General features: G+C 52.6%; 21 protein-coding genes and 1 riboswitch. Of the genes, 5 read left to right on the top strand and 16 right to left on the bottom strand.

Annotated elements, in window-relative coordinates; translation table 11 throughout:
• Positions 1–10 precede the first annotated feature (10 nt).
• The 3 genes from dnaB to HRU79_03620 all read right to left on the bottom strand — a co-directional run bounded on the left by dnaB (position 11) and on the right by HRU79_03620 (position 3,780).
• Positions 11–1,438, bottom strand: coding sequence for a replicative DNA helicase (gene dnaB, locus HRU79_03610; protein QOJ25782.1), 1,428 nt, complete (start codon positions 1,436–1,438; stop codon positions 11–13).
• 203 nt (positions 1,439–1,641) lie between these two features.
• The gene (locus tag HRU79_03615) at positions 1,642–2,640 is read right to left on the bottom strand and encodes a Gfo/Idh/MocA family oxidoreductase (GenBank protein QOJ25783.1); all 999 of its coding nucleotides are present in this window, start codon (positions 2,638–2,640) and stop codon (positions 1,642–1,644) included.
• A 60-nt stretch (positions 2,641–2,700) separates the two neighbouring features.
• Complete coding sequence (locus HRU79_03620; GenBank protein ID QOJ25784.1) at positions 2,701–3,780, bottom strand: glycosyltransferase family 9 protein; 1,080 nt, start codon at positions 3,778–3,780, stop codon at positions 2,701–2,703.
• Between the two features lie 52 nt (positions 3,781–3,832).
• On the opposite strand from HRU79_03620, the gene HRU79_03625 reads away from it, so the two are divergent.
• Positions 3,833–4,177 (top strand): STAS domain-containing protein, encoded by a 345-nt coding sequence (locus HRU79_03625; protein ID QOJ25785.1) that lies wholly within the window; start codon positions 3,833–3,835, stop codon positions 4,175–4,177.
• Positions 4,178–4,272: 95 nt separating this feature from the next.
• Here HRU79_03625 and HRU79_03630 read toward each other — a convergent pair whose 3' ends face one another.
• The 3 genes from HRU79_03630 to HRU79_03640 form a co-directional block, all read right to left on the bottom strand.
• Positions 4,273–4,785, bottom strand: a complete 513-nt coding sequence (locus HRU79_03630) for an NADH-quinone oxidoreductase subunit C (GenBank protein ID QOJ25786.1) — start codon at positions 4,783–4,785, stop codon at positions 4,273–4,275.
• Positions 4,786–4,891: 106 nt separating this feature from the next.
• Positions 4,892–5,395: an SET domain-containing protein gene (locus HRU79_03635; GenBank protein QOJ25787.1), complete on the bottom strand. Its 504-nt coding sequence runs from the start codon at positions 5,393–5,395 to the stop codon at positions 4,892–4,894.
• Positions 5,396–5,459: 64 nt separating this feature from the next.
• A complete protein-coding gene (locus HRU79_03640) occupies positions 5,460–7,574 on the bottom strand; it encodes a TonB-dependent receptor plug domain-containing protein (GenBank protein ID QOJ25788.1) in 2,115 nt (704 codons plus the stop codon).
• A 40-nt stretch (positions 7,575–7,614) separates the two neighbouring features.
• Positions 7,615–7,714: riboswitch (TPP riboswitch) on the bottom strand.
• Between the two features lie 102 nt (positions 7,715–7,816).
• Here HRU79_03640 and murA point away from each other — a divergent pair.
• Positions 7,817–9,079, top strand: coding sequence for a UDP-N-acetylglucosamine 1-carboxyvinyltransferase (gene murA / locus HRU79_03645; protein QOJ25789.1), 1,263 nt, complete (start codon positions 7,817–7,819; stop codon positions 9,077–9,079).
• Between the two features lie 3 nt (positions 9,080–9,082).
• A complete protein-coding gene (locus HRU79_03650; protein QOJ25790.1) occupies positions 9,083–10,276 on the top strand; it encodes a peptidoglycan DD-metalloendopeptidase family protein in 1,194 nt (397 codons plus the stop codon).
• Between the two features lie 30 nt (positions 10,277–10,306).
• On the opposite strand, the gene HRU79_03655 is transcribed toward HRU79_03650, so the two are convergent.
• The 8 genes from HRU79_03655 to HRU79_03690 form a co-directional block, all read right to left on the bottom strand.
• On the bottom strand, positions 10,307–11,512 hold the full coding sequence (locus HRU79_03655) for an LCP family protein (protein QOJ25791.1): 1,206 nt from the start codon (positions 11,510–11,512) through the stop codon (positions 10,307–10,309).
• Positions 11,482–12,282, bottom strand: a complete 801-nt coding sequence (gene mazG, locus HRU79_03660; GenBank protein ID QOJ25792.1) for a nucleoside triphosphate pyrophosphohydrolase — start codon at positions 12,280–12,282, stop codon at positions 11,482–11,484. The genes HRU79_03655 and mazG overlap by 31 nt, the downstream gene beginning before the upstream one ends.
• Before the next feature lie 70 nt (positions 12,283–12,352).
• Positions 12,353–13,333 (bottom strand): 1,2-phenylacetyl-CoA epoxidase subunit A, encoded by a 981-nt coding sequence (paaA, locus tag HRU79_03665; GenBank protein ID QOJ25793.1) that lies wholly within the window; start codon positions 13,331–13,333, stop codon positions 12,353–12,355.
• Between the two features lie 27 nt (positions 13,334–13,360).
• Positions 13,361–13,963, bottom strand: a complete 603-nt coding sequence (locus tag HRU79_03670; protein ID QOJ25794.1) for a hypothetical protein — start codon at positions 13,961–13,963, stop codon at positions 13,361–13,363.
• Positions 13,964–13,998: 35 nt separating this feature from the next.
• Complete coding sequence (locus tag HRU79_03675) at positions 13,999–15,072, bottom strand: YjgP/YjgQ family permease (protein ID QOJ25795.1); 1,074 nt, start codon at positions 15,070–15,072, stop codon at positions 13,999–14,001.
• Complete coding sequence (locus tag HRU79_03680; protein QOJ25796.1) at positions 15,069–15,953, bottom strand: hypothetical protein; 885 nt, start codon at positions 15,951–15,953, stop codon at positions 15,069–15,071. The genes HRU79_03675 and HRU79_03680 overlap by 4 nt, the downstream gene beginning before the upstream one ends.
• Complete coding sequence (locus HRU79_03685; protein QOJ25797.1) at positions 15,950–17,269, bottom strand: oligosaccharide flippase family protein; 1,320 nt, start codon at positions 17,267–17,269, stop codon at positions 15,950–15,952. Before HRU79_03685 ends, HRU79_03680 begins: the two co-directional genes overlap by 4 nt.
• The gene (locus tag HRU79_03690) at positions 17,266–18,792 is read right to left on the bottom strand and encodes a heparinase II/III-family protein (GenBank protein ID QOJ25798.1); all 1,527 of its coding nucleotides are present in this window, start codon (positions 18,790–18,792) and stop codon (positions 17,266–17,268) included. The genes HRU79_03685 and HRU79_03690 overlap by 4 nt, the downstream gene beginning before the upstream one ends.
• Before the next feature lie 151 nt (positions 18,793–18,943).
• Here HRU79_03690 and asnB point away from each other — a divergent pair, with 151 nt between their 5' ends.
• Entirely contained in the window at positions 18,944–20,785 is a 1,842-nt protein-coding gene (gene asnB, locus HRU79_03695) for an asparagine synthase (glutamine-hydrolyzing) (GenBank protein ID QOJ25799.1), read from the top strand.
• Here asnB and HRU79_03700 read toward each other — a convergent pair.
• Positions 20,754–22,790, bottom strand: coding sequence for a hypothetical protein (locus HRU79_03700; GenBank protein ID QOJ25800.1), 2,037 nt, complete (start codon positions 22,788–22,790; stop codon positions 20,754–20,756). The two genes, asnB and HRU79_03700, sit on opposite strands and share 32 nt — an antisense overlap.
• Before the next feature lie 50 nt (positions 22,791–22,840).
• Complete coding sequence (locus HRU79_03705; GenBank protein QOJ25801.1) at positions 22,841–23,614, bottom strand: LytTR family transcriptional regulator DNA-binding domain-containing protein; 774 nt, start codon at positions 23,612–23,614, stop codon at positions 22,841–22,843.
• Between the two features lie 98 nt (positions 23,615–23,712).
• On the opposite strand from HRU79_03705, the gene HRU79_03710 reads away from it, so the two are divergent.
• A complete protein-coding gene (locus tag HRU79_03710) occupies positions 23,713–24,627 on the top strand; it encodes an AEC family transporter (GenBank protein QOJ25802.1) in 915 nt (304 codons plus the stop codon).

Here is a 24,627-nt window from a genome sequence, read left to right on the forward strand (position 1 = left end):
TGCACGTTGCTTAAAAACCATCGCCGGCATTACTGAAGGTGTTCGGATTAATCATCGGATTCAGGAAGGTTGCATTCTCTTTCTTGTAGTACAACTTCACATCGCCTGTTGGTCCGTTCCGTTGTTTACCAATGATAATCTCCGCCATATTCTCATTTGCCGGATCGTCGGTTGCACCGTCGGGACTACGGAAGTAATCGGGGCGGTGTATAAACATAACAACATCTGCGTCTTGTTCAATCGAACCTGAGTCGCGAAGGTCAGACAAAATCGGACGCTTATCGCTGCGTGCCTCCAGTGACCTGTTTAGCTGCGAGAGTGCAATTACGGGAATATCAAGTTCCTTGGCAACAGCCTTGAGGGTATGACTGATCATTGAGATTTCGCGTTCTCTGCTTTCGGCTTTCTGAACATGCATCAACTGCATATAGTCAACAAAAACAACATCAATGTTGTGCTCGCTCTTCATTCGGCGGCATTTAGCCCGGAACTCTACCGGTGTGAGTCCGGCACTGTCGTCGATATACATCCTGCTGTCCTTAAGCCTATCCAGCCTGTTCACCAGGGTTCGGCGCTGTAACTCGGTAAGCCTCCCGCTCCGCAGTGTATGCAAACCAATTTCGGTTTCGGCGCTGATCAGGCGCAGAACAATCTGGTGGGCAGCCATTTCAAGGGAGAAAATGCCAACTGCTTTTCCTTCGCGCGCTGCATTTCGGGCCAGTGACAGTGCAAATGCAGTCTTACCCATGGAGGGGCGGGCCGCAATGATAATCAAATCGCTCTTCTGAAAGCCTGACAGCATTTCGTCGAGCTGGGTATAGCCCGTGGGAACGCCCGTGATGCCTGACCCACTGCCGTCGGCCATCACCAGGATACGTTCTACGGCATGCTTCGTAAGCCGGTGCATATCAGCGTACGACCGTCGGGTCCGGCGTTCTGCAACTTCAAAGATGCGCTGTTCGGCACGGTCAACTTCTTCCAGGGCATCGGTGGTATCGTCATACGCATCGTTAATGATGGACGACGAGACCCAAATAAGTTTACGTTTTAGAAATCGTTCCAGGACAATTCTGGCATGGTGTTCAACATTGGCTGCCGAAACAGTCTGCAGCGAAATCTCGGTCAGCGGCAGGGTTCCACCTACCACTTCAAGCAAGCCTGCCCGCTGAAGCTCGTTGCTCAGTGTGATCAGGTCAATGGTAACGCCGCGCTCGAACATTGTAAGCATGGTTTTAAAAATCACTGCATGCCGCTCGTGGTAGAAACAGTCGGCATCCAGGATTTCAAGCACTCTGCCTACCGCCTCACGGTCTATCATCATGGCGCCGAGCACAGCAATCTCGGCTTCGGTAGAATGTGGTGGCACGCGTCCGCCCGATGGCTCGAGTGGAAGTACGCGTAATCGTTGAGGTTGTTCAGGAGTTGGAGTGGTTCCCATGGAATCCGGTCAGTGAGAAATAAAAGTTTGACGTTGTGCAGGCATCGGCAGTTCACACCGGTGCATTGCCAACACTGCAACCTACACAATACCGGAGATAGTGTACAAGTAAACTCACCATCCAGTTATCACATAGTTATTCAGTGCTATGCACAATTTATCAACGTCATTTTTTTATGCCAGCAAATGCTATTGGTAGGGGGCTACGGTATCACAATTTCGCGGTTCAGCGAGGCACTCGCATACAGAGCATCAATAATGCGCATGCGCTCCACGGCATCGCTGATTGAGCTTACCGGCGGAATAATCCCCTGGATAGCAGAGACGAAGTGGCGCAGCTCCGCCTCGTACGATTTGCGGTACAGAGACTGCTGGTGCCGGGTGGGCGCCGGATGGGTGGTGCTGAACGTGGCCCCGTCCTTCTTTACCAGCTTAAACGGATTCATGTACACGCTACCCTTTTTCCCAAAAACATTGCAGTAATACAGATCTTCCGTACGCATGAGTGACCAGCTGGCTTCAATTGTAGCAACGGCACCGTCCTGAAATTGAAGCATTGCAATGGCAATATCTTCAACTGCCTTGGTTTCCTGGTTAAACGTGCTAGCCGTAACGCTGCGTACCTTGCTGAAGTCCAGCACATGCAAGATCAGGTCAACAACACTCACTCCCAAATCCATGAGTACACCACCGCCACTCTTGTCAGAACTTGCCATCCATCGTGAGTCATTGCTCCGCTGTTTTACCCAGCCTGCCTTGATATAGAAGAGCTTACCAATTTCGCCGCGGTCAATAGCATTTTTCATCATCGCTACGTCCTGACGGAACCGGTGGTTCATACCAACCATCACCATTGTTCCGGCTGCGTCGGCAGCCATTTTAATCTGTACAGTCTCATCCATGGTGCGTGCCGCCGGACGTTCAATAAAAACGGCCTTGCCGGCAGCAATGCTTTCCAGTGCATGCTCGCAGTGTGCGTCGGTACTGCTTGTAATAACCACACCGTGAATATCCGGCAACTTCAGGGCTTCGGTGAGTGATCGGAATGCATACGGTATGGCGTGCTTTTCGGCAACCAGTTTTGCTTTGGCGATTTGCCTGTCAACAATTGCCTGCACCTTTACCTTGGGCATTTCTGTTAACACAGGCAGATGGATGCTTTGTGCAATGTTTCCGGCACCAACAAGTATAACGTTAACCATAACAAGCGGTGTAAGTGTGGGTTGTGGAAGTAATCCGTTGCCAATTGCTCAAGGCAATCTTCATACCAGCTTCAGTATGGCCTGCATCACCTGGTTGGGAGTAGTCATCAGCATGCACTTAAAGTGCTTTTGCGGACATCGCTGCCGGCCAATATGGCTGCAGGGTCTGCAGCGAATATTGTACTCAACAATGTGATAACGCACACCATAGGGGGTAAAACCAAGTTCACGAACGCTGCTGCCGAAAATTGCAATGGTTGGTATTCTGCGGGCTGCGGCCATGTGCATGACTGCGCTGTCATTACCAACCAACACATCACAGGCGTCTAACGCCCGAACGGTTGCATCGAGTGTTGTTGCGCCGTCAGCACGCTGCACGGGTACACCTGCTACGTTCGCAACCCGGTTACACGCGTCAGTATCCGCTGTGCCTCCCACCAGCATAACACGGGCACCCATCCGAACAAGCTGCGCACACAACTGCCCATAGCTTTCGGCAGGCCAGCGTTTGGTAAAGTGGCGGGCTCCGGGCGAGATGCCAATCTGCAATCCCTCAAGAGTGCCGGTTGCCGGCTGTTCACCATGCATGCGCCTGGAAGGGTCGGGCTTGTACACACCGGATGCGCGTTCTTCGGGAAGCCAGAGTTCAGGACCATCTGTGTCTAAGGCCAGCGGGTAGTTGGCAAGCGCCATTCTGTAACGGTCAATAACGTGGGTGGTTGCCGACGGGAATTTTTTAAGCCAGACCATTGCCAGTTTCTGCATTCTGAACTTTGGGTACTTGACGGTATGCATGCCCAGCCCATGCCGTACGGCGGTGCTTGCAACATTGTTCTGCAGGTCAACAACCAGGTCGTACCGCCCTCCGGGAACCGTGTCAAGCATAGCCAGCTTCCAGTTATCCATGTCACTGTCGGCCGTTACACTGGGCGCAACATTCCATACGCGACGCACCCGGGGATTGCTGGTGTACACCATGCCGTACTGCTCGCGTACTGCTACATCGATGATTGCATCCGGATAGGTACGCTGCAACTGTCTGATCACCGGTGTTGCTAATATGACGTCGCCGAGTGAGCTGAGCCGGATAACCAGAATTGACTCCGGTGCAGGGTCCGGATTTGTATTGGTACCGTTCATTGTGCGAAATTGCAACATTGTTCAACGATCACATACCTTACATCAGGCTTTTATGCGATTTTCCGTAGATCATGATGGCGAGCTTGTCATCTTTACCATCAAAGAACCGTTGCTGGACAGTTCGATTGCCGCCGAAGTAAAACACGAGCTGCTGATTATCTGTCAGCCCGAAGTGAAGGCCCTGGTCATCGATCTGTCCAGGGTGCAACTGTGCGATACGCAGGGTCTCTCGGCGCTCCTGTTAGCCAACCGGCAGATGAACGAGAACGAAGGATTCCTGATTCTGGTTGGCGTGCAAGGACAGGTTAAGTCACTGATTGACATTTCACGGTTGTCAGACAAGCTGGAAATCAGAGATACGGTACAAGATGCCGTCCAATGGCTGTCCGAGGAATGATCCCAAGCCCCTTCCCGCTTCATAAATAAAGTTTATAAAAAAAAGCCCCGTTGGTAAGGGGCTTTACATTGCGCTACGATGTTGGGGTTACACTGCTACCGTTCTTCCTTGGGAGGCAGCGGCAGGGAGCCGGGGATACCCATCAGCGGGAAATCCTTGCGTAAGGGATATAACTGTTCACTGTTCTCATCCATAAAATCCTCCGGCATGTAAAACCGGCGGAGGTCGGGGTGACCGTCAAAGATCACGCCGTACATGTCGTACGTTTCACGCTCGTACCAGTTGGCGCTTTCCCATATTTCCACAGCCGTTGGCAGGTGCATACGGTCATCGCGGACGCGTACTTTAACCCGTACACGGGTTTTATGGATGAGCGAGGTAAGAAAGTACACAACGTCATACCGGTCTGGTGATGTGTTTTTGTCAACCGCCGTAATGTCCACCAGCATATTCATTGCCGTTGCCGGTGAATCGCGCAATTCGGTTAACACGTCAATCAGCGAATCGGTATCAACAAACATGGTTAAGTCACCATGATGCTCTACTGCTTCTGCTTTGGGATACACGGCACGAACCGTTGAAATGATTGTGCTAAAAGCGTTTTCCATTGGTCTGTTTGTTGTAAAACTGTTCGTAGGTTCTGTAACGAAAGGTTAAATATAGGGTAAACGCAGGTGTTACTGCTCCGGAAAGGGCTTGGGAACCGGGGTATGGCTATATGCCCATCGCACGGTGCATGTCGTCACCGTAGTCCGACAGTATTTCGTCACCCTTCTTTATCGGCCGTATTGCAACCAGCCAGACTTCGTCCTTCTCATCATCGGCAACGTATTCAACATTTGGTTTTTTGCCTGAGCCATGGTAGTCACAGGCATACCTGGCAACACCTGAGTCACTGCGGCATGCGTCAATAACACGCTTACTGTCCAACTCCACGCCGTACGATCCCATGGCATCATCGCTGTAGCGTTTATCATATTCTTCAACGGAGATTATCTCGCCGCTGTACTGCGCTACGTAGTCACCGGTTTTAAAGCTCTTTTCGGCAAAGAGGCCCAGACCGGCATTGGGGATTTGGCTTTTGCGGACGCTAACGCCCAGCACCATCCGGGTGTGTTGAGCGCAGTATGGATGGGTGATGGTGGTTTTGCGCTGACAGCGTCCGTTCCTGCCTTTGTACGAACAACGGGCCGTAACCTGGATTGCATGTTTGTTCATAGGGTGCGAAAATAGAAGATTGTCGGCGATCCCCAACACAACACATCACAATATCGACATTAAACTAAAGGGCTATTGTGGTATATACCCACAGGTTGCGTCCGGCCTGCATAAAGACTGTTGGCACAGGCTGCCCCTGCGAATAATCCACGCCGCCATTGGTAGTGTACGGCCGATTACCAATGTTATTCATCCGAATACCAAGCTGTACTCTCCGGTAGTTCAGGCGCAGCGCAGCGTCGGCAATCGTAAATCCGTCAAGCATCAGATTTGGTGCGTTGGTGAGCTCCAGAAACGAAGAGCTAACCGTTCTCAGGCCAACGTCAAATCCCAGCCATTCAGCAGGATCCCACTGCAACTGCGCAGTCCCCTGCACGTGGGGTGTGAGTACTGCTTCGACATTGCTGACGGTTTTTTGCGCCGATACCAGATAAACATTTTTAATGTTTGACTTCATCACCGTGGCATTGAGCAAAAGGGTCAGACTACTGCGGAGCTTCCAGCGGAGGTCGGCTTCAACGCCGTACCGTGAGCTCGAGGCAACATTGGTTCGAAGCTGCACAAAATACTGGTCAATGTATTCCCCGACGGGAGCAATTTCGTCGGTAAACTTCATGTAAAATCCGTTAAGGTTCAGCGATATATTAGGCAGCGCCGAAAACAACCGGCCTGTAAACCGTGTGCCCAGCTCGGCATCCACAACATACTCGGGGCGGACGGTATTGGGTTGGAGTAAAACCGGGAGGTTGGCTTCGGTAATCTGGGTTCCTCCAAGCAGATCAAAGCGGGTTGGTTCTCTGCCGGTACTGCCTACGGAAGTGTACACGCCAACGTGGTCCGAAAGCTGAAGGTTGAGTCCAACACGCGGATTTACAAACAACCAGATATGCGCCGGGATCTTGGTGTCTTGTGGCACAGTGCGCATATCCGGCCTGAAGTCAAGCCGTGCATAGCGGATCTGCAGGTCGGCCTGCAGAGTTGCCTGGGGATAATCATCGGTACTGCCAATAGTCCACGCTGCTTTTACAAAGGCAGCAAGCTCCCTCTTGGTTGTACTGTCATCGTAATAGGGACGATTATCGAATGGCACTACCGTTTCCCAGTTCCGACGGGTAAAGATGTAGGTATGCACACCGCCGCTAACTGAAACGTTGGGCAACACGTCCCAAAGTGAGAGCGTACCCAACACGCCATAATGCCTGTTTTCAAGCGGATAGTTAATCTGAGTAAGGTTACCTGCTGCATCGGCAAAGCCGGTGTAGTAGTCCCCGCCGGCACCTCCTGCATACACCATCACACTTGAAGCCGCCTTATCGTCAAAAGCATGGGTCCACTCGGCTTGCATCAGGTACTGTCCGAAATTATCATGATCGTTACTATCGTTCACATTGGTTCTCGGGTCGATATCGGCAAGGGGCTTGGGCACGGGCAGGTATGCAAGCTGGTTGCCGATTGTACCGCCAACGGCCAGGAAGCGGAAAATTTCGGAGCCTTGAACGGCTGAAATCCCGGCCATGCCGTTGTATCCCGTGGATGCGGTATTGTAGCGATAGCCCTGTGTAGTAAAGGCTCCCAGTTTGACGGAGGCAGCGATGCCATTACCCAGATCGCCGGAGTTCACGGTTGCGCTGCCCCGGAGCAGGTTGTATGAGCCCGACGTGAGTTGCATGATGGCGCCGGGCTTCCGGGGCATCGGCATGTCAGACTCAATGCTGACCGAGCCGGCAAACGATGCTGTGCCGTTTGCGGAGGTACCTACTCCGCGCTGAACCTGCACACTGTGCATTCCGTTCAGGAGGTCGGTGATGTTTGAGAAGAACACACCCTGATCAATCATATCGTTCAGGGGCACACCGTTCAGGGTCACATTCACGCGCGTCTGGTCAATTCCGCGGAGCCTGAATGACCCGTAGTTACTAAAGCCGGTACCACTTTCGCTGTATGCCACAATGCCCGGTACGGTTTGTTCAAGCACGAACTGGGCATCCTGCCCTACCATCGTGCGTGACAGTGTGGCCGAGTCCACCGTGGCATGGGTAATCGGCGCTTCAGGGGCGGCGCGGACGCTGCTTACAACAACTGCCTTACTCAGCACAGTGCGGATACGGGTAGTGTCGGGATCGGTTTGCGCATACAAACACGATGCGCAGAGAAGCAAAACAAGGATTTGGTTTGTCATGGACCAAGTCTCCGGTTGATACAAGAGTTAGGTCCGTCAGGGGTTCGCTCTTCCGTTTTCCTTCGTCGGCATTATCCGAATCAGGTTCCAAGAGTGTGTTCTCAGCAACCACCGTGGTGGCAGCACCTCTAACGGGAGTACAAACCTATTGTTTTTTTTGCGAATGAACAACCGCAAGTGTTCGGCCTGATGTGTATAACCTTCGCTCCAGACAATACTGAACAGGGCTACTTTTGTGGTCTATGGACAAATTCGTTATTACAGGTCCTGCGCGCCTGCAGGGCGAGCTCACCATTTCCGGCGCAAAGAATGCCTCGCTGGCCATGATGCCGGCATGTTTGCTGGCACCGGGTGTGAGTACGCTCACCAATACCCCACAGAACCGTGATGTTGATACGTTCTGCCGCCTGCTGGAAACACTGGGCGTACGAACACATGCACAGGGCACCACCGTAACGCTTGACACGTCGGATATTCACTCTGTGGAAGCCCCGTACGAACATGTAAAAAAAATGAGGGCTTCGATCTACGTGCTGGGACCGCTCATTGCCCGTTTTGGCAAGGCCAGAGTGTCCCTGCCGGGTGGCTGCAACTTTGGTCCCCGGCCTGTTGACCTGCACCTTAGGGGGCTGGAGGCGCTTGGTGCCGAGATTAGCGTGGACAGTGGCTACATCAATGCCAGCACACAGGGGTTACAGGGGGGCAGGTTTCATTTTGATGTTGTCAGTGTTGGCGCGAGTGTTAACGTGATAATGGCCGCGGTGCTGGCCAGGGGAAGAACCGTGCTCACCAATGTTGCACTTGAGCCTGAAGTTGTAGCTGTTGCAGAAATGCTGGTACAGATGGGTGCCGTAATCCAGGGGATTGGAACAACCACATTGCAGATAGACGGTGTTGAGAAACTGCAACCTGTGCAGGCAGTAACGATACCGGATCGTATTGAAGCAGCAACGTACCTTATCGCTGCAGCCGCAACACAGGGCGATGTTACACTGCATAACGTCAGAGCCGACCACATGACGGCCATCCTCCACGCATTGCACCAGTCAGGTGCCACCGTACAACAAACCGGCACATCAGTACGGGTGTGCATGGATACGACACCTGCTGCAGTGGATATTACGGCAGCACCATACCCGGGCTTCCCGACTGACGCGCAGGCTCAGTGGGCAGCTTACATGTTAACAGCCAACGGGAGCGCCACGATTACCGATACGATCTATCCCACACGATTTGGATATGTTCCCGAACTGCAGCGTCTGGGCGCTCACATCACAACCGGCGAAAGCACCTGCACCGTACACGGCGGCGCACCGCTCACCGGTGCCTCGGTGATGAGCAGCGACCTCAGGGCAAGCGCATCACTGGTGATTGCCGCGCTGCTGGCCAACGGTGTCTCGGAAATCCTTCGGGTGTATCATCTTGACCGCGGTTACGAGGTTATGGAAGAACGGCTGCACGCCCTCGGTGCACGGGTGGAACGACAGAAAACAGATGAGTTTTAGCGGATGAAATACTTTTTTTTACTTCTGGGGGTTTTGCTTGCTGCGGGAACAACTGTCTGCGGACAAAGCGCGATCGACGCCAGGAAACAAGAGCTGAAGGAACTGCGCAACAGTATAAAAAAAACCCAGCAACGGTTACATACGCTCAGAGCAGAAGAAAAAAAAGCATCGCGCTCACTAACGGGTCTTCAACGGCAGCGTCACTCCATCACGCTGTTTATTCGTGAACTCCAGGATACTCTCACGCGGCTTACTGACAGTGCAACTGCTCTTGAAGGTAGAATCCGGCAAACCCGCCAGGCACTTACCGACGTTGAACAATCATACAACGCTGCGCTTCGGTCTCTGGCCGTATGGAAATCAAAAAACCGCGGTACGCCACTCGATGATGGGACCACTGCCTCACTGTTTAGATCTCTCACCAGGTCTGTAGTACAGTATCGTGGCCGGATGGTGGAGCTTAGAGACTCACTGAATAAGCAGCAGGGCTTACTGAGCGACTATACCCGTACGCAGACAGTTGTGCTTCAGGCTAAGGCGGGACAGGAGAAGGTACTGAACCGCACGATACAAAAGAGCAGCAAGGAGCTGCGCTCGCTGCAGTCCAGTAAACGAGCAACCCAGCGTGAGCTGAATACCAAGACAGCGAGTCTGCGAAAACTCAGTTCCATAATTAACAAGCTTGTTGCCGAAGCCCGCCGCAAGGCTGATGCTGAGCGTCGGGCCAGTGAAAAAAAATCACCGGCCGGCAGCCGATCCTCCGGAAGGTCTGCCAAAGCCCCCTCAACAGAGTCTGCAGCTCCCGCCTTTTCGGCCAACTCGTTGCCATGGCCAACAAGCGGACGCAAGTTGATTCACGGATACGGAGCATACAAAAATTCCGAGACCGGCACCACACTCGACAATCCGGGGATCGATATCGCAGCACCCCAGGGAAGCCCCGTTTCATGTGTAGCGTCCGGCAAAGTCAGCTCCGTTACGTGGCTGCCCGGCTTTGGTTCACTTGTTATTGTAGATCATGAAAACGGAATCCGGACGGTGTACGCCAACCTTGCATCGGTAAATGTATCGCAGGGTTCACGCGTTAAGCAGGGTACTCTAATCGGAAAATCAGGCGAGAATATGGATGGCGCACTGGTTCACTTTGAAATCTGGAACGGCAGAAACAGGCTTAACCCGCTTACCTACCTGCGGTAGCACTGTCCGGGTAAGAGGATATGAGTAACACTAATGAAGCTCTTTTTCCAGCTCGAGATAATCCCTGACCTCGTCTGCAAGCTTTGTGTTGTTGTTTCTGCGGTAGGCATGTTCCAGAAGCGTGCAGATTTGCTGACGGTACGCTGTACGGCGTGCGGAATCGGTTATCTGTAGCCATGCACGCTGGCGATACGGCAACTGAAGAAGGTGAATAACGCCTGATGCTGATTTGGTGGATTCGGCCTTACTGATTAATGCCTGCAGCCGTTTCTCGTACGATCCGGAGGGGGTACGAACTGAGTCTTTGAGCAGGTGCGCTACTCTTGAGTCAATCTGCTTATTTAAGGCTTGGATGTTTGACGAATCAAAGTCAAATGCCTGTACATGCAAGAGTACCGAGGGCTTTAATCGTACCCAAATTCTGTCAGCAGAACCGTCAAAACCGCTTTCATTCATCTTATTTACAATTTCAGACACTACATCATACGTCAGGTTTGTTTCAACCATGGCCAGACCCAGCCGGATTGCGAGTGACCGCAGCAGAGTTGTACCCTTTGGCAGTTCATGCAGAAGTATCGAACGGATAAAACGCCCCTGGTTGTACGACCGCTGAAAATCACCGGCGCGGTATGCCTGCCGTGACCGTAGTACCCGCAGTGTTGTTGTTGCGTTGTTCTTGTAGCCTACAAGCTCCAGCAGTCCTACAGCCTGAGAAAAGCCGAATTCAACCCAGTAGTGTATTGGTCCCACCCCTGTGATTTTCTGAACGGCGGCCAGATAGGCACGCCGGCCCCTGTTGGCCCTTACGTTGGTAAGCCGGTTTAAACCGGTACTGTCAGGGAACCCTGCGTCCGACTCGGTGTCACGCGGAACAGAGATGATCTCCACCATCCCACTGTCCAGGAAGAACCGCACCAGCTGATTAGCGTCGGCATGGGTACCATAGGCACCCATACGGGTATCCACACCAGTGATCATCACGTTAATCACCGAACCTGTGGGTTTTGGGAATTGGGACTGACGCAGCGTCATCGTAGTATCGGTTACCACGAAGTCTGCCGACCCATTGTCAACGTCAGCCACGGCTTTATTGCCAACGGTGTCTGCATGGACGGAATCCTGCGTCAGCGAATCAGGCAGAGCATCAGGCTGCTGCTCTTGTTCCGATACACTGCAAGCCGTTAGGAGTATCGCACACAGCAGCGTTATAAACCATTGTGTTTTGCTTCGTTCCAATACTGATCCATCTCTGCCAAGTCCATCTCGCGAAGCACCCGCTGATTTTCAGCTGCCCGCTGCTCGATAAACTGGAAACGTCTGATAAATTTATTGACTGTGTTGTGCAGTGCGTCTTCTGCAATAATCCCTTCATGACGTGCCGCATTTACCATGGCAAACAGGAGGTCGCCAAACTCATCGGCTGTCCGTTCGGCATCCCCCTTTGCAATTTCGGTTTCCAGTTCGGCAAGCTCCTCATGAACCTTCTGCCACACATCGCGTCGGTCGTGCCAGTCGAACCCTACGTTGGCAGCCTTTTCCTGTACGCGCTGAGCGCGCAGGGCGGCTGGCAGTGCTGCAGGTACTCCGTCAAGTACCGAGGTTCGCCCTTCCTTCATTTTCAGGCGTTCCCAATTCTGCAGTACCGTGGTTTCGTCGTGGGCTTCCTCGCCGGCAAAGATGTGGGGATGGCGGTTGACCAGTTTGTCTGATTCGTTGCGGATGACGGTCATCAGCGAGAATGCACCTCGCTGCTCGGCCATCACCGAGTGCATTACCACGTGCAGTAAGATGTCACCCAGTTCCTTCGACAGCTCGGTATCGTTATGCTTTTTGATTGCATCCACGGTCTCGTACGCTTCTTCGATAAGAAGATGTGAGATGCTGTCGTGGGTTTGTTTCATATCCCACGGACATTGCTCGCGCAGAATACGCACAAGCCGGATAAATGCTTCTACGTGTGAAAGGACGTCATCGGGCTGCGAGGGGACGGGTACGGGTGTTTTCATACAAAATTCAGCTCCGGGCGCAATACGGCTTTGCCTGCCGATGCTCTGCGCTGACGGGTAAAGACAGAACTCATGATAGAGGGGTAACGTACTGTTCATCGGCCTTGCGCAGTGCCTCGCGTACCCAGCGTCCGCGCTCCTCGGCAGTACGCCTCACGGCAAGCCGCTCCTTGTTGCACGGACCATCGCCATTAATTACGCGACGGAATTCATCCCAGTCGGGATCACCGTACACCCACTGTCCGCTAACCGGGTCCTTCCTTAACTCGCTGTCGGGAATAACAAGTCCAAGCTCATGGATCTTGGGAACGTACTGGTTAAAGAACTGCTGTCGCATATCATCGTTGCTTGCCATTTTTACTTTCCACTTCATCAGTTTTTCGGTGTGGACACTGACTTTGTCGGGCGGTCCAAAGAAGTGGACGATTGGACGCCACCAGCGAGTAAGGGCTTCCTGTACCATTTTCCGCTGAACAGCCGATCCGGTAGCAAGCGTTACCACTGCATCATAACCATACCGAAGGTGGAAGCTTTCTTCCTGACAAATTCGTTCAAGAGCCCGCGAATACGGCGCATACGATCCCCTGCTATTTGCCACCTGGTTAATAATCGCCGAGGCATCCACAAGCCATGCAATAATGGCTGTATCAGCCCAGGTAAACGCCGGGTAGTTGAACACATTGCTGTACTTGCTTTTACCGCTGAGCAGGTCGTTAATCATGTCTTCGCGACTCTTGCCCAGGGTTTCTGCGGCACTGTACAGGAGGTGGGCATGTCCCACTTCGTCCTGAACCTTGGCCATGAGTGCAATCTTGCGTTTAAAGCCTGGAGCACGGGTAATCCAGGTGCCTTCGGGCAGGGCACCGATAATTTCACTGTGAGCGTGCTGTTCTATCATGCGGATAAGCTGCCGTTTATACTCTGCAGGCATCCAGTCACGTGGTTCAATCTTTTCGCCGGCCTGGATGCGGGCTTCGAATTCTGCAAGTAATACCGGATCTTCCTGTGTTAAATCCGATGATGTATCAACAATGGAAAGATTACCGTACATAATTCATCCTGAATAATACTGTTAAACCTATAGTTCGGCAAACCGGAAATGGTAATACCCGAGAGGAGTGTTCATGTCCGGAGCTGCGGGTGCATCCTTGTAGATGCTCGTAAACTGAAACTTATACAATTTTCCTGATGTAGTCTGAATAATCAAACACTTGTCGGGGCTTGGCTGTATGGTATGCTTTGTAATGTCGTACGAAAACATGATGCCTGGTCCCATAAGTTTTACCGGGACAATCCGAAATGCCATGGCTGTATCATCTTCTTTTAAGACGGTTCCTGCGGGTACGCTGTCAAGATCTTCAAATCTGGCGTCAACCATAGCCCCTTTCGTGCTTCCAATACCCACATTTCCACTGTTGAGCATGATATCGATCTGTTTTGTTTGACCACAGCATTTCAGGTAGGGCATTTTAATGTCCCATAGTGCTGTCTGGGCATCACTGGGACTGATTACCCTGTTCGAATCAAGCGAAAAGTACATCCATGCGATGGTGCTGTCGGGCTGTTGATTGGAATACGATATGTAGTCCGGCTGTTCGGGACCGGTTGTGGTACTGCTGCATGCCCCGGCAATAAAAACAAAGGAAACCAGGAGGAAAAGGGTTACGAGTCTGTATTTCATAGACGGCAAAAATACAATTTCCGGACATCAGAGTGCTATCGACGGAATACGGCAAGCGATACAAGTCCCAGCAGGAAGAAAATCATGTTGGCACTCCACGCTATGACCAGCGGATCGGCCTGGGTACCTGCACCTACCGATTTTGAGATTTCGGAGAAGGCGATATAAAAAAACGTTATTACCATGGCAATAGCAATGTTCACAGCAATGCCTGCCTTACGTCGGCGTGCTGCAATAGGAACTGCCAGCAAAATCACAATCAGGCTGCTAAACGGGAATGCCCACCCCGCATAGTAATCAATCTCCTGCCGGCGGGTATTCTTCCCGCCCTTGCGCAGTGTTTCGATGTAGTCGTGTACCTGATCGAATGTTAATTCACTAACGGAGAGCTGCAGTCGGGCAATCTGGTTGTACCGTACCGTAAACGGAACGGGCCAGTTGCGCTCCCACCGGATATTCATGCCATTGGTGTTAAATGACCGAATGCGGGCCGACGGGGCTATCCATCCGAGCTTTGGATTCCAGTACATGGTTGCGGCCTCCATCCGCCAAACCAGGCGGACAGATGCCGAGTCAGTAAAGTCTTCCACAACCACGTTATAGGCTGTCAGCTGTTCTTCGTTGTACGTTCCAATGTGCACATTCCTGTTGGAGGTATCCCGGAAGTACAGGTTCTGTAAAACGTTGGTTCCACCACCGCCCATACTGGTTTGAACAAGGTGCAGCTTGGCTGAATTGGCATTGGGGACAACCCATCCGCTGAACCATACCTGTGCAACCGAGATCAGCATGCCAACAATCAGGAACGGTATAAGGAATCTGATGGTGCTAATGCCGGCAGCCTTCATTGCTGTCACCTCGTTGGTTGATGCCATACGGCCAACAACAAAGAGCGCTGCCAGTAAACAAGCAACGGGAATGAGCAGCTTGGCTATATCGGGGATGTACACGATGTAATACCACGCCAGGATGCCAAACGGGACACCCTTGTCAATAAACTTCGCTAGGTTCTCTATCAGGTCAATAATCACAAATAGCACACAAAGGGCTATTACGGCAAATGCTATGGTAGAAAGAAACCGGCGGACTGTGTACCAGAGCAGTATCATCGGGGACGCCTTTTTTTATAGGCTCGTGTCCCGGCTTGCTGGGCTTGCCACAGCGTCAATGCTGTCACTATTACGGCAAGCACTGCACACGACATCCACAGGTCGGCCCAGGCAACAGGTGTAAGCCACGTTACCCTGCCGGTAGCCAACGTCAGAACGGCATGGATGACGGCGGCACCAGTAGCGAGTCCCGCCATACCGGTTGTTAGATGCACTGCCAGATACGGTGCAACCAGGGCAAACTTGCCCGTGCCCATCATTGCACCAGCCCGCAAGTCGTGAGCGGCGGAATTCAGTTCACTGCGAAATGCATAGGCAAAACCAATTGCAAAAAGCAGGAGGCTGACAATGGCGGCCGCACCTCCCATGAGTTGTAAGTCAGTACGTCGTGCATCTAACTGCTGGACAAGTTGCCGGGGATAGGCAACTTCGGTAATACTATCTTCGTTCGCCGCACGTAGCCGCGTAACAAGGGTGGTGATGTCACGTTCTGTAACAGCGTCAGGCCAAGGCAATACCCGAATCAGCCGCGGCAGCCGCACAACGTCTGCCAGCTCCTCAGCACTTCCCTGCAATGCCTGATTGAGTTCCTTCCACATCTCGGCTTCGTGAACCATCCAGGCTTGTCGTACTGACGGCATAGCTGCAACGGTAGAGGAAATTGTGTGTGCTTCCTGATCGGAGACCAGAGGGTTAAGGAAAAAATCAACCTTTACACTGCGTGCTTCGGTGGCAATGCTGCGCATACTTCCTGTGTACCACAGGACACCGGCAATAATCCAGAGTGCACCAACGAAAGTGGTGAGCCATACACGGGCAATGGCACGCTTCCGGTGCTGCAGCAGCGCACGTATTACCTGAATCTGAAACCACGTCTTCATTTTCCGTTCCTCCCATTTTTCAGAGCACGCCGTTCTTCCAGACTCGAACGCGCATCGGTAATCACGCGCAGCACGGAACGTAGCGGAAAGTTAATTGACCGGCGGACATAGGCGGTGCATAACAAACCAACTACAATCGTGTTAACAACCAGTCCAAGGCCAATGGCCCATTCGATGCGCGCAAAGCTTGCAGCAAAAAGTACTGCCATCCCAATGACTAAACCGTAGGCAGAATACCTGACCACCACGGCGCTGTGTCCCATGGCAGCGATCACCGAACTCATTAAAACAAACGGCATTCCGATAGCGGCAAAAATCAGGACATTGAAGTGCGTAACCGAGGCTGCGTACTGCTCGCCTAACAGCCACACGATCACGTTACTGGCGCCCAGTTCCAGTATCACAACAAAGGCTATGGTCGGCAGCAGAGTCATGCTGATAACCTTTGTTATCATGATCTTCAAGTCGTCATGCCGGTGCTGCGAAAACATTCTTACAGACGCAGGGTACAACAGCGCTGCCACGGCATCGAATGCCTGCTCGAAAAAACGGAACAGATTCTTGGCCGGATTGTACACCCCTACGACGCCCACGCCGAAGAAGGCTGCAATAACAAGAACGTCAAGCTGACGTGGCGTGCTGTTCAGGGCGGTGGCAAGCGCAAGCGGGATGCCGTATTTCAGGTACTGACGCAGGCTTACAGCCCCCTCCCATCCAAAGCGTAAGTCTTTAACGGTAAACATAACCGAGGCTGCCGAGCTGGCTGCCATGCCGTAAAAATCAATCCGTACAATATCGTAAAAATCGTTTAACTGGTTAGTGGCCAAAGCGTGTGTCGTGAGGATGGTGCGCACGCCAAACCAGATCAAGTCTATAAGGAACAGGTCGCGCATCCGAATGTCGCGGTAGATAATTTTCAGACAGAACATCCGCGGTAACGTAAGCAGACAATACAGCGGTAGCATGGTAGCTACAGCTTCAAACCGTGGTTCACTGAATACCGCCGATAGCGGGGTACGGAACAGATAAACAAGCGCAGCACCAACACCAACAATCAGTGTGTGTATCACAAACGCCAGTGTGTTAAGGCGCGCACGCTCGTTCTTGTCGGTACCAAACTGAATGATGCCGGCTAATGCCGAACCGTCACTTACTATCATAATCCAGGTGTTCAGAGCCACCAGCAGCGAAAACACCCCGTACTCCTCAGCCGGCAGCGCCTTTACCTGCAACAACTGAACCAGCCCGTATCCAACATACAAGCCTTTGTCAGCCAGTGACCAGCTGATCTTTCCCAGATGTTCGGTAACCCTCATGTTGGTAAATATATGCTCCAATCAAGATGGTTACCTGGGAGTGGAACGGTAATTCTGACAGTTTTGCACGTAACATGGTATGCAGGTGCAATACTGCACTCCCTGGTTGTTGCCTCTGAACCGTTCCAGGCACACCGCACAGTCCGCCCCAGATGCTCCAGTACGGCACCGCCATCGATAACCGTAAGAGTAACTCCGGGATGCAGAATCAGGTTCATGTATGCAGCACTGTCCGTACCGTCAAACTCATCACGAATCAGTATCTCGGTGTCCGATACAAGCCGGATGATCCGGGTATGTTTATAACCTTTTTTATTTTGATGAATAACGCTCCCTATCCATTCGGTTGATGAGCTGCGTTCCACAAAGGGTGCAGGCCTGGTGTTAAACATCCAGAATAAACCGTCAGCACCGCCAGGCCACGACCGTTGTTCATGGTCAGAAACCACGGTACTATGTGCCTGGGTAGACCGGTCTGCATTACGGCGGTCAGGATCGTACGTATACACGTAGCTACCGCTGTCGGTGATAAACGGTACGCCATCAGCCAGCAGAGTGATGCTGTTCTGATCGTTGTGGGCATGGCCTCCCTTATTGTATTGTCCCAGCGGACCGCACCGGGCGGTAAGAGTATAACGCGGTTTAAACCAGATGCTGAGGCCAAAATCACTGTATTCGGTGTATGAGCTAACGGCAGGGGGCTTGGGCAATGTGAAACCGCATTCCTGTGTGTACACGCGATACAACTCGGCAGTGGACGGCGTCCCCGGATATTCGGGATTTACCTTGACAGCCATGCCGTCATCATTATCACCGATTAATGGCATGCCGGCAGCTTCCAGTACTGCGAGTGCCTGCACGGTTTTTTCAAGCGTGTGCCGGTACTCTGCATTCGCTATTGTCTTCATGCGTTCACAGTTCATCATCCACCGTGTGGCATGAACCATGATGTCGGCTACATGACGGTGATATGCGGTGCTGGCCTCAAAGCTCATTCCGTCAGGTAAAATCTGACGTCTGATGTGTTGCACAAACTCCCGCGCCGCCCAAAGCCCCTTTTCCTTTATCGGCGCTTCGTTTGTTACTGACCCAGCTGCAATCATACCCAACAGTCCGCCCAGAAGGTGCGATGTTGCCATACCACCACTAAATTCAAGATGTTTATCAATCCAGCTAACGTGATGGCGGATTGCTTGTTGGCAGTCCTGATTGGAAAGCCACCGCCGGTCTGCATGGGAGCAGAGTCCGGCAACCATATTCTGAAGTCGTATTCCTACGTCCATACCCACTGCCCACATGGCAGTATCGGTAGGCGGATGCTGCCGCATAAAGTCGGCCACCTGGTTGCAGGAGACGCCTGTGTACCATTCATGCTTACGGGTGAGTTCCAGGGCAACGCGAGGATCAGTATCACCAAAATCAGTCACCACCCGCGGTGTACCTCGGATTTTTTCCAGCAGCTTGCCCACGATAAACGGTCGGGCGGCACCACACAGCAAACGGATATGTTCTGGTATCGTCACAGCGGCAAATTAGGTATGATACACGGTTTTGCCGTAGGCTCAGGAATACGGTACAGAGCCCGGGAATAATAAAACAGTCGGCAATCTCATATCTTCGAATACTGGCAGACGCTGGTAGCATGTTTCAGTTTCAGAATTGTACACCCTGCTGATGTGTGGATTTACAGCCATAGCCGATACCTCTCTTACCCCATCAGAGGCATACTCATTATCGGAGCGGATGCTTGCGGTTATGGCACACCGTGGGCCTGATGCGCGACGCGTGGAGCAGGATGGTGCTGTTTCGCTGGGACATAACCGGCTAAGTATCATTGATTTGTCCGATGCATCACATCAGCCGTTAACACGGTCCGGCTGCACCATAGCGTTTAATGGCGAGGTGTATAATTACGTTGAACTTCGCAGCGAGCTGCAGCGGGATGGTGTGGTGTTTACCACTACGGGTGATACCGAAGTTGTCCTGCAAGCCTACCTGCACTGGCAGGATGCCTGTCTTGAACGCTTCATCGGTATGTGGGCATTTGCAATATGGGACAGCAGGAAACAACGTTTGTTCTGCGCACGCGACCGTTTTGGGATAAAGCCGTTTCACTATGCACTGAGCGGCGGACGGTTGCACATTGCCAGCGAAATCAAGGCTCTTCGGTTGTCGCCATTAGTGTCGAAGACACTGAATACCGACCAGGTGGCCCGTGGACTGTACCTGGGGTGGATGCATCACTGGGACGAAACCTATTTCACCGATATCAAGGCGTTGCCGGCGGCTCATGCACTGGTATGGCAAAACGGGTCAGCGTCAGTAACACAGTACGCACACCTGAACACACAGCAGAATACCACCATGAGTTTTGATGACTCGGTAGCTCAGTTCAGAGAACTGTTTATTGATTCCATCCGCCTGACGTCCCGCCGCGACGTCCCCATGGGCGTGTGTTTAAGCGGAGGTCTGGACAGCACGTCGATTGCCTGCTGCCTGGCATCACAGACCAACGAACACAATGTAGAAACCTTTACCGCCTACTACACGGGCGCAGGTGATGTTGACGAGCGTCCGTATATCAACCACGTCCTTGCCGCCTATCCGGGTATTAAACCCCATTATATTTCGCCAACCGATACCGATGTTGCCGAAGCATTGCCGGTAATTGCTGCAATGATGGATGCTCCCCTGCCGTCAAGCAGCTACATCAGCCAGTACTTCGTAATGAAGCTTGCAGCCGAGAATGGCATTAAGGTTGTGCTGGACGGACAGGGCTCTGACGAGATCATGGGCGGATATATGCACAGCATGTATCGAGTGATTGCTGACCTGATTCGGGACGTGCAGCCTGCTGATGCAATCCGCGAGTGGAACGCACACCGCAAACGCCAGTTATACAATCCTCTTAAAAGCGCATCAGTACTGGCAAAGTCGGTGCTCACCCTGGTTCGCGAAGAGCAGCAGCTCTACGAACTTGAGTTTCGCAGAACCTATCCGTGGATACTGCAAAGCTCCAATACTGCTATCCGGTTAAACATACCCGATCCGGCAGGATCGCACCTGAATGGCTTTCTCCATAACCTTGTGTTTGTAACGCTGTTGCCAACGTTGCTTCATACTGAAGACATCAATTCGATGGCATTTAGTATCGAAAGCAGGGTTCCGTTCCTTGATCACCGGCTGGTTGAGCTTTGCTTCTCGATGCCCAACAACCATAAAATCCATCTGGGTGAAACGAAACGGGTGCTGCGCGCTGCTATGCGCGGTATTGTACCCGATGCGGTTCTTGATCGGAAGGATAAAACCGGCTTTGTAACACCAGGACATACAACGTGGCTGCGGGGTGCGCTGCGTTCGTACCTTCATTCCGACTGGAGTGTGCTTTCGGACCTTCTTGACGTGGACAAACTACGACACGTTATTAAAGAATATGAGAATGGCAACAATAGTAATGCGCTCTTTATCTGGAGGTTCGTCATGCTCAAGGTATTTGCAGAAACTGCGTTACGGTAGCTGTACGCACAATGTACAAGCCACGGTAAAACGGTGGTATCACCCGGCGCCCAAGTATGTCAACGATTACCGTCTGAGGATCCTCAAGCATCCTTTCTAACTCACCTGCCGAGGTTACGCGCACCCGGCACCGTGAGTATGCCGGTGTTTCCAACACCCGGGTCTGCACCGGGACGTGCAAAAACCCGCACGGCTCCGAAATCACGATGGTATCGGAATACTCTCCCGGATACGAACACCATGCAAATACCGGCAGTGTAGCCTGCTCACCCGGCGCCAGCTGCCACGGAACGCTGGAATAGGGCACCGAGAGAACGGTCCCCTCCGTCATTATAACTCCGATATTATGCAATGTATCATTAGAAATATTTTGAATAATTACTTCGGAGTGAGCCCACTCACCCGAGGCAACCGTGGAGGCAACCCCGGCAATAGGATCGCTAACAAGATGTAACCGACGCAACGTGTCATGGACCACTGTTGCGGTCTGTTCCGCCACGCAACCATTTGAGTCGGCAACCAGCAATTTGTACCTGCCTGCATTCTGTGCACGTATCGTACGTGACGTGTCGCCGGTAGACCAGCGGTATGCTGTCATGCCCGGAGGGCCTTCAATGTAAACCGGCACGCCCGGACATGTATGGATCGGTGGTGGGAACGTAAAAGCCGGATTCGTAAACACATTTACTTTTACATAGAACGTGTCAACACAGCCATCCACGTCAAGAGCAGCACCAAATGTGGTTGTGTCGTCCGGAGTAACCGTCACCGAGTCGCACATCGTGCACAGCACCGAGTCAGCAGTAAACCAACTGGTTGCATGTGCTCCCTGCGTACGCAGCACTACGCTGGTACCCGCACAAACCGATGTATCGTTTGAGATGTTCGTCAGGGGGCTTTGGTATCGCGCGGTACTCTGGTTAATGAAAACATTGTAAAACACCGCTCCTGCAAAACCATTGCCACGCGTCCCGTACTTCGCAGCCCCTCCCTGGTAGGCCGATTCCGTCAGGTTGTACGCCGTCATTGTACCAATGCGTACCACACCGCCGCCACCCGCACCACCGGACATACTCGACCCGCCAGACGCTGTTAACACCGGGATCCTGCTGATGTTGTGTGAAATAAGCAGCAGTGCACCGCCTGCACCACCTCCGCCTCCTTCTGTTGTTGCGGAGCCTCCACGTGCGGTTATGCGTACGGAATCGGTAAGACCGATTATTGCAGGAGCATCAATGATCACGATTCCCCCACCGGCAGCACCGCCCTTCCCTGTCATGGTGCCTGCCCCTCCGCCCATAAAAATCCAGTTGTATCCGCTGGTGTACGAAACTGCCACCCCCGGTTGTACGCCTGCGGGCGGCACCAGCTTTTGCGATGCCCAGCCACCGGCCCCACCGTGACCGCCGCCGCCGGCAGCCACTGCACTCCCGTGTCCAGCATTCGCTGAAAGGCCGGTAGTGCAGAACCCTTCGCCGGCCCGGTAGCCCTTGGCATCGGCGGAGATGCCTGCCGACAGAAACAGGGTATCCGTGGCCTGCAGGACGATCACTCCGCCGGTGGTTCCGTTAAATGGCGGACATGAAATCGTTCGGTCTAAAAACGTGACCGAATCCTGCAGTCCGCCATAGGTATATTGTTTTACAATCTGAACGCATCCGGTTTCTGCATACTCAGCCATGAGAACCCGTTCAAAGAACAACGTATCGGCACTCCGTCTGTGCACGATATTCCGCTCAAAGCGTCCTGCTGCTCCCATTGATAGAAGTCGGCCTGAGCTGTCGGCCATAGCCCCCTTCATCTGAATGATCATTACCGTATCACCGGTTGTGATACTGGTTGGATTATGGACGCTCGTGGCAGTATCGATTCGCATCCAGTTACGGCATCGTTTTACCTGGACCACGCGTGAGTACGAGTTAAGCCACACCTCATTGTCTGGCGGACAGCTTTCGGCCACATGTAAGCCGGCAAAAAGGAGGAGCAAACAGAAACTGCGGATCATGATGCAAGTTAGAACATCGCATCATTTTTGCTATTGAAACAGTACAGGATTTACCCCCCTCGGAAACGTCCGATACGTAGCGCCTGGAACACTGACTCTCGGTAGGTATCGCTAACATCCACCACCACACCGTTCGACAGTTTAAGGGCCGGGACACGCCCCCTTTGCACAGTACGTACCTGGAGCAGGTTTACCATGTGCGACCGGTGAACGCGGACCAGTCCGTAGTCTTCTAATTCCGCCGCCAGATCCCCCAGTGACCGCGTCAGTACAATGGGAGGTTCATCGGTAAGCACCACCTTCGTGTAACTGCCATTGCCATGAGCACTGATCAGGGCATCCTGCCGGCGCACTTCGATTGCCGACGCCGAGGGCAGGGCAATAACCTGGCAGTTGTATGGTTTTGCCAAACTCGACCGTTGTTTAGCCTGGGCGATTTTATTCTGGCGTGACCCTTCTGTAGAGTGCAGTAACTGTCCACAGCGGGCTACGGCAACCTCCAGCTCGGCATCTGAAACCGGCGTCATCAGGTAATGCGTTGCACCGGCATGAAACGCATCAAGGGCAAAATGCACATCAGGAGCAACACAAACCAGCGCTACGTCGTGTAACTGCTGCTGAGCCCATGAGCGCAGCACAGCCCCACTGTCGGCCCCGGCATCCAGAAGTACCACATCGGGATACACATCCGGGATTACCGACAACGCCTTTGAATGCGGCACTCTGCCCAGTACCACAGTCGGGGTAGAATCGATGATCCGAAGTGAGGAGCGAAGACTATCATGCAGCGCCTCACCGGCAACTATGAGTACACGAAGGAGCACAATCAAACAGGTGATGATGAACACATCACAAACTATCGGGAATACCAACAGGACCGTGTTACAGAAAATTAAACCGGGTTACACCGTAACATTGTTCTATGATTTCGGCATTTGCTGCACTCTTCCTACTTATCTCCGTTGGTCTGCTTGTACGCGTAGCTGTTGGCGTACAGCGTGCCGATGCAATGAGGAAGGCAATCAACGATCTGGTCTACGTATTACTCCTGCCGTTGCTTGCCTTTAGTGTTGTGAGCCCGATTCATCCTGACGCCGGAATTCTTGCGATCCCTGTCGTTCCTGGTATCACAGTAACCGTATGTGCCGCACTTGCCTGGCTGATCTATTCCCGACGGACCACACTGAGTCGCGGAACTACCGGTTCACTGATTCTGGCGGCTGCCTGGGGCAACGTTACCTATCTGGGCTACCCGTTCATAAAATTCGTTATTGGTGACCATGTGCAGCATATCCCATTGTTGTATGATATGACGGGCAATACACCAATGCTGCTCACGCTGGGCATTGCTATCTGCATGTACTACGGGTCAGACACCACGAAATTTACTCCTTCAGCAGCCTTCATCTCGATAATCCGTACTCCCGCCTTTATTGGCGTCATGCTTGGTCTGCTGGCAGCAGGTACCGGACTGGAGCTGCCGGAGCTTGTTACCGTCCCGATTGCTCTTGCGGGTGAAGCCGTTGCCCCGCTCATGCTGATTACCATAGGGCTTGGCCTCCGACCGCCCACCACACGCCAGCTGCGCACACTGGGTCCTGCAATAATCATTAAGTTGATTATTTCACCGGCACTTGGTTTTGTACTTATTTCATTTCTGGGTTTCAGCACCGACGTATCTGCGGCCATGCTGTTCGAGTCTGCCATGCCGGTGATGATGCTGCCCCTGGTTTTTGCCGAGCACTATGGACTCGACGAAGAAATCATGGCACAGGCAATTGTTATCAGCACCACTGGATCGCTGGTTACGCTGCCTGTAGTGCAGTGGATTATGTAG

The sequence above is a fragment of the Ignavibacteria bacterium genome, assembly GCA_015709655.1.
Lineage (GTDB): Bacteria > Bacteroidota > Ignavibacteria > Kapaibacteriales > Kapaibacteriaceae > OLB6.

Coding starts and splice junctions, on each gene's coding strand:
- dnaB (QOJ25782.1), bottom strand. CDS start 1,438: ATGGGAACCACTCCAACTCCTGAACAACCTCAACGATTACGCGTACTT.
- HRU79_03615 (QOJ25783.1), bottom strand. CDS start 2,640: ATGGTTAACGTTATACTTGTTGGTGCCGGAAACATTGCACAAAGCATC.
- HRU79_03620 (QOJ25784.1), bottom strand. CDS start 3,780: ATGAACGGTACCAATACAAATCCGGACCCTGCACCGGAGTCAATTCTG.
- HRU79_03625 (QOJ25785.1), top strand. CDS start 3,833: ATGCGATTTTCCGTAGATCATGATGGCGAGCTTGTCATCTTTACCATC.
- HRU79_03630 (QOJ25786.1), bottom strand. CDS start 4,785: ATGGAAAACGCTTTTAGCACAATCATTTCAACGGTTCGTGCCGTGTAT.
- HRU79_03635 (QOJ25787.1), bottom strand. CDS start 5,395: ATGAACAAACATGCAATCCAGGTTACGGCCCGTTGTTCGTACAAAGGC.
- HRU79_03640 (QOJ25788.1), bottom strand. CDS start 7,574: ATGACAAACCAAATCCTTGTTTTGCTTCTCTGCGCATCGTGTTTGTAT.
- murA (QOJ25789.1), top strand. CDS start 7,817: ATGGACAAATTCGTTATTACAGGTCCTGCGCGCCTGCAGGGCGAGCTC.
- HRU79_03650 (QOJ25790.1), top strand. CDS start 9,083: ATGAAATACTTTTTTTTACTTCTGGGGGTTTTGCTTGCTGCGGGAACA.
- mazG (QOJ25792.1), bottom strand. CDS start 12,282: ATGAAAACACCCGTACCCGTCCCCTCGCAGCCCGATGACGTCCTTTCA.
- paaA (QOJ25793.1), bottom strand. CDS start 13,333: ATGTACGGTAATCTTTCCATTGTTGATACATCATCGGATTTAACACAG.
- HRU79_03670 (QOJ25794.1), bottom strand. CDS start 13,963: ATGAAATACAGACTCGTAACCCTTTTCCTCCTGGTTTCCTTTGTTTTT.
- HRU79_03675 (QOJ25795.1), bottom strand. CDS start 15,072: ATGATACTGCTCTGGTACACAGTCCGCCGGTTTCTTTCTACCATAGCA.
- HRU79_03680 (QOJ25796.1), bottom strand. CDS start 15,953: ATGAAGACGTGGTTTCAGATTCAGGTAATACGTGCGCTGCTGCAGCAC.
- HRU79_03685 (QOJ25797.1), bottom strand. CDS start 17,269: ATGAGGGTTACCGAACATCTGGGAAAGATCAGCTGGTCACTGGCTGAC.
- asnB (QOJ25799.1), top strand. CDS start 18,944: ATGTGTGGATTTACAGCCATAGCCGATACCTCTCTTACCCCATCAGAG.
- HRU79_03700 (QOJ25800.1), bottom strand. CDS start 22,790: ATGATCCGCAGTTTCTGTTTGCTCCTCCTTTTTGCCGGCTTACATGTG.
- HRU79_03710 (QOJ25802.1), top strand. CDS start 23,713: ATGATTTCGGCATTTGCTGCACTCTTCCTACTTATCTCCGTTGGTCTG.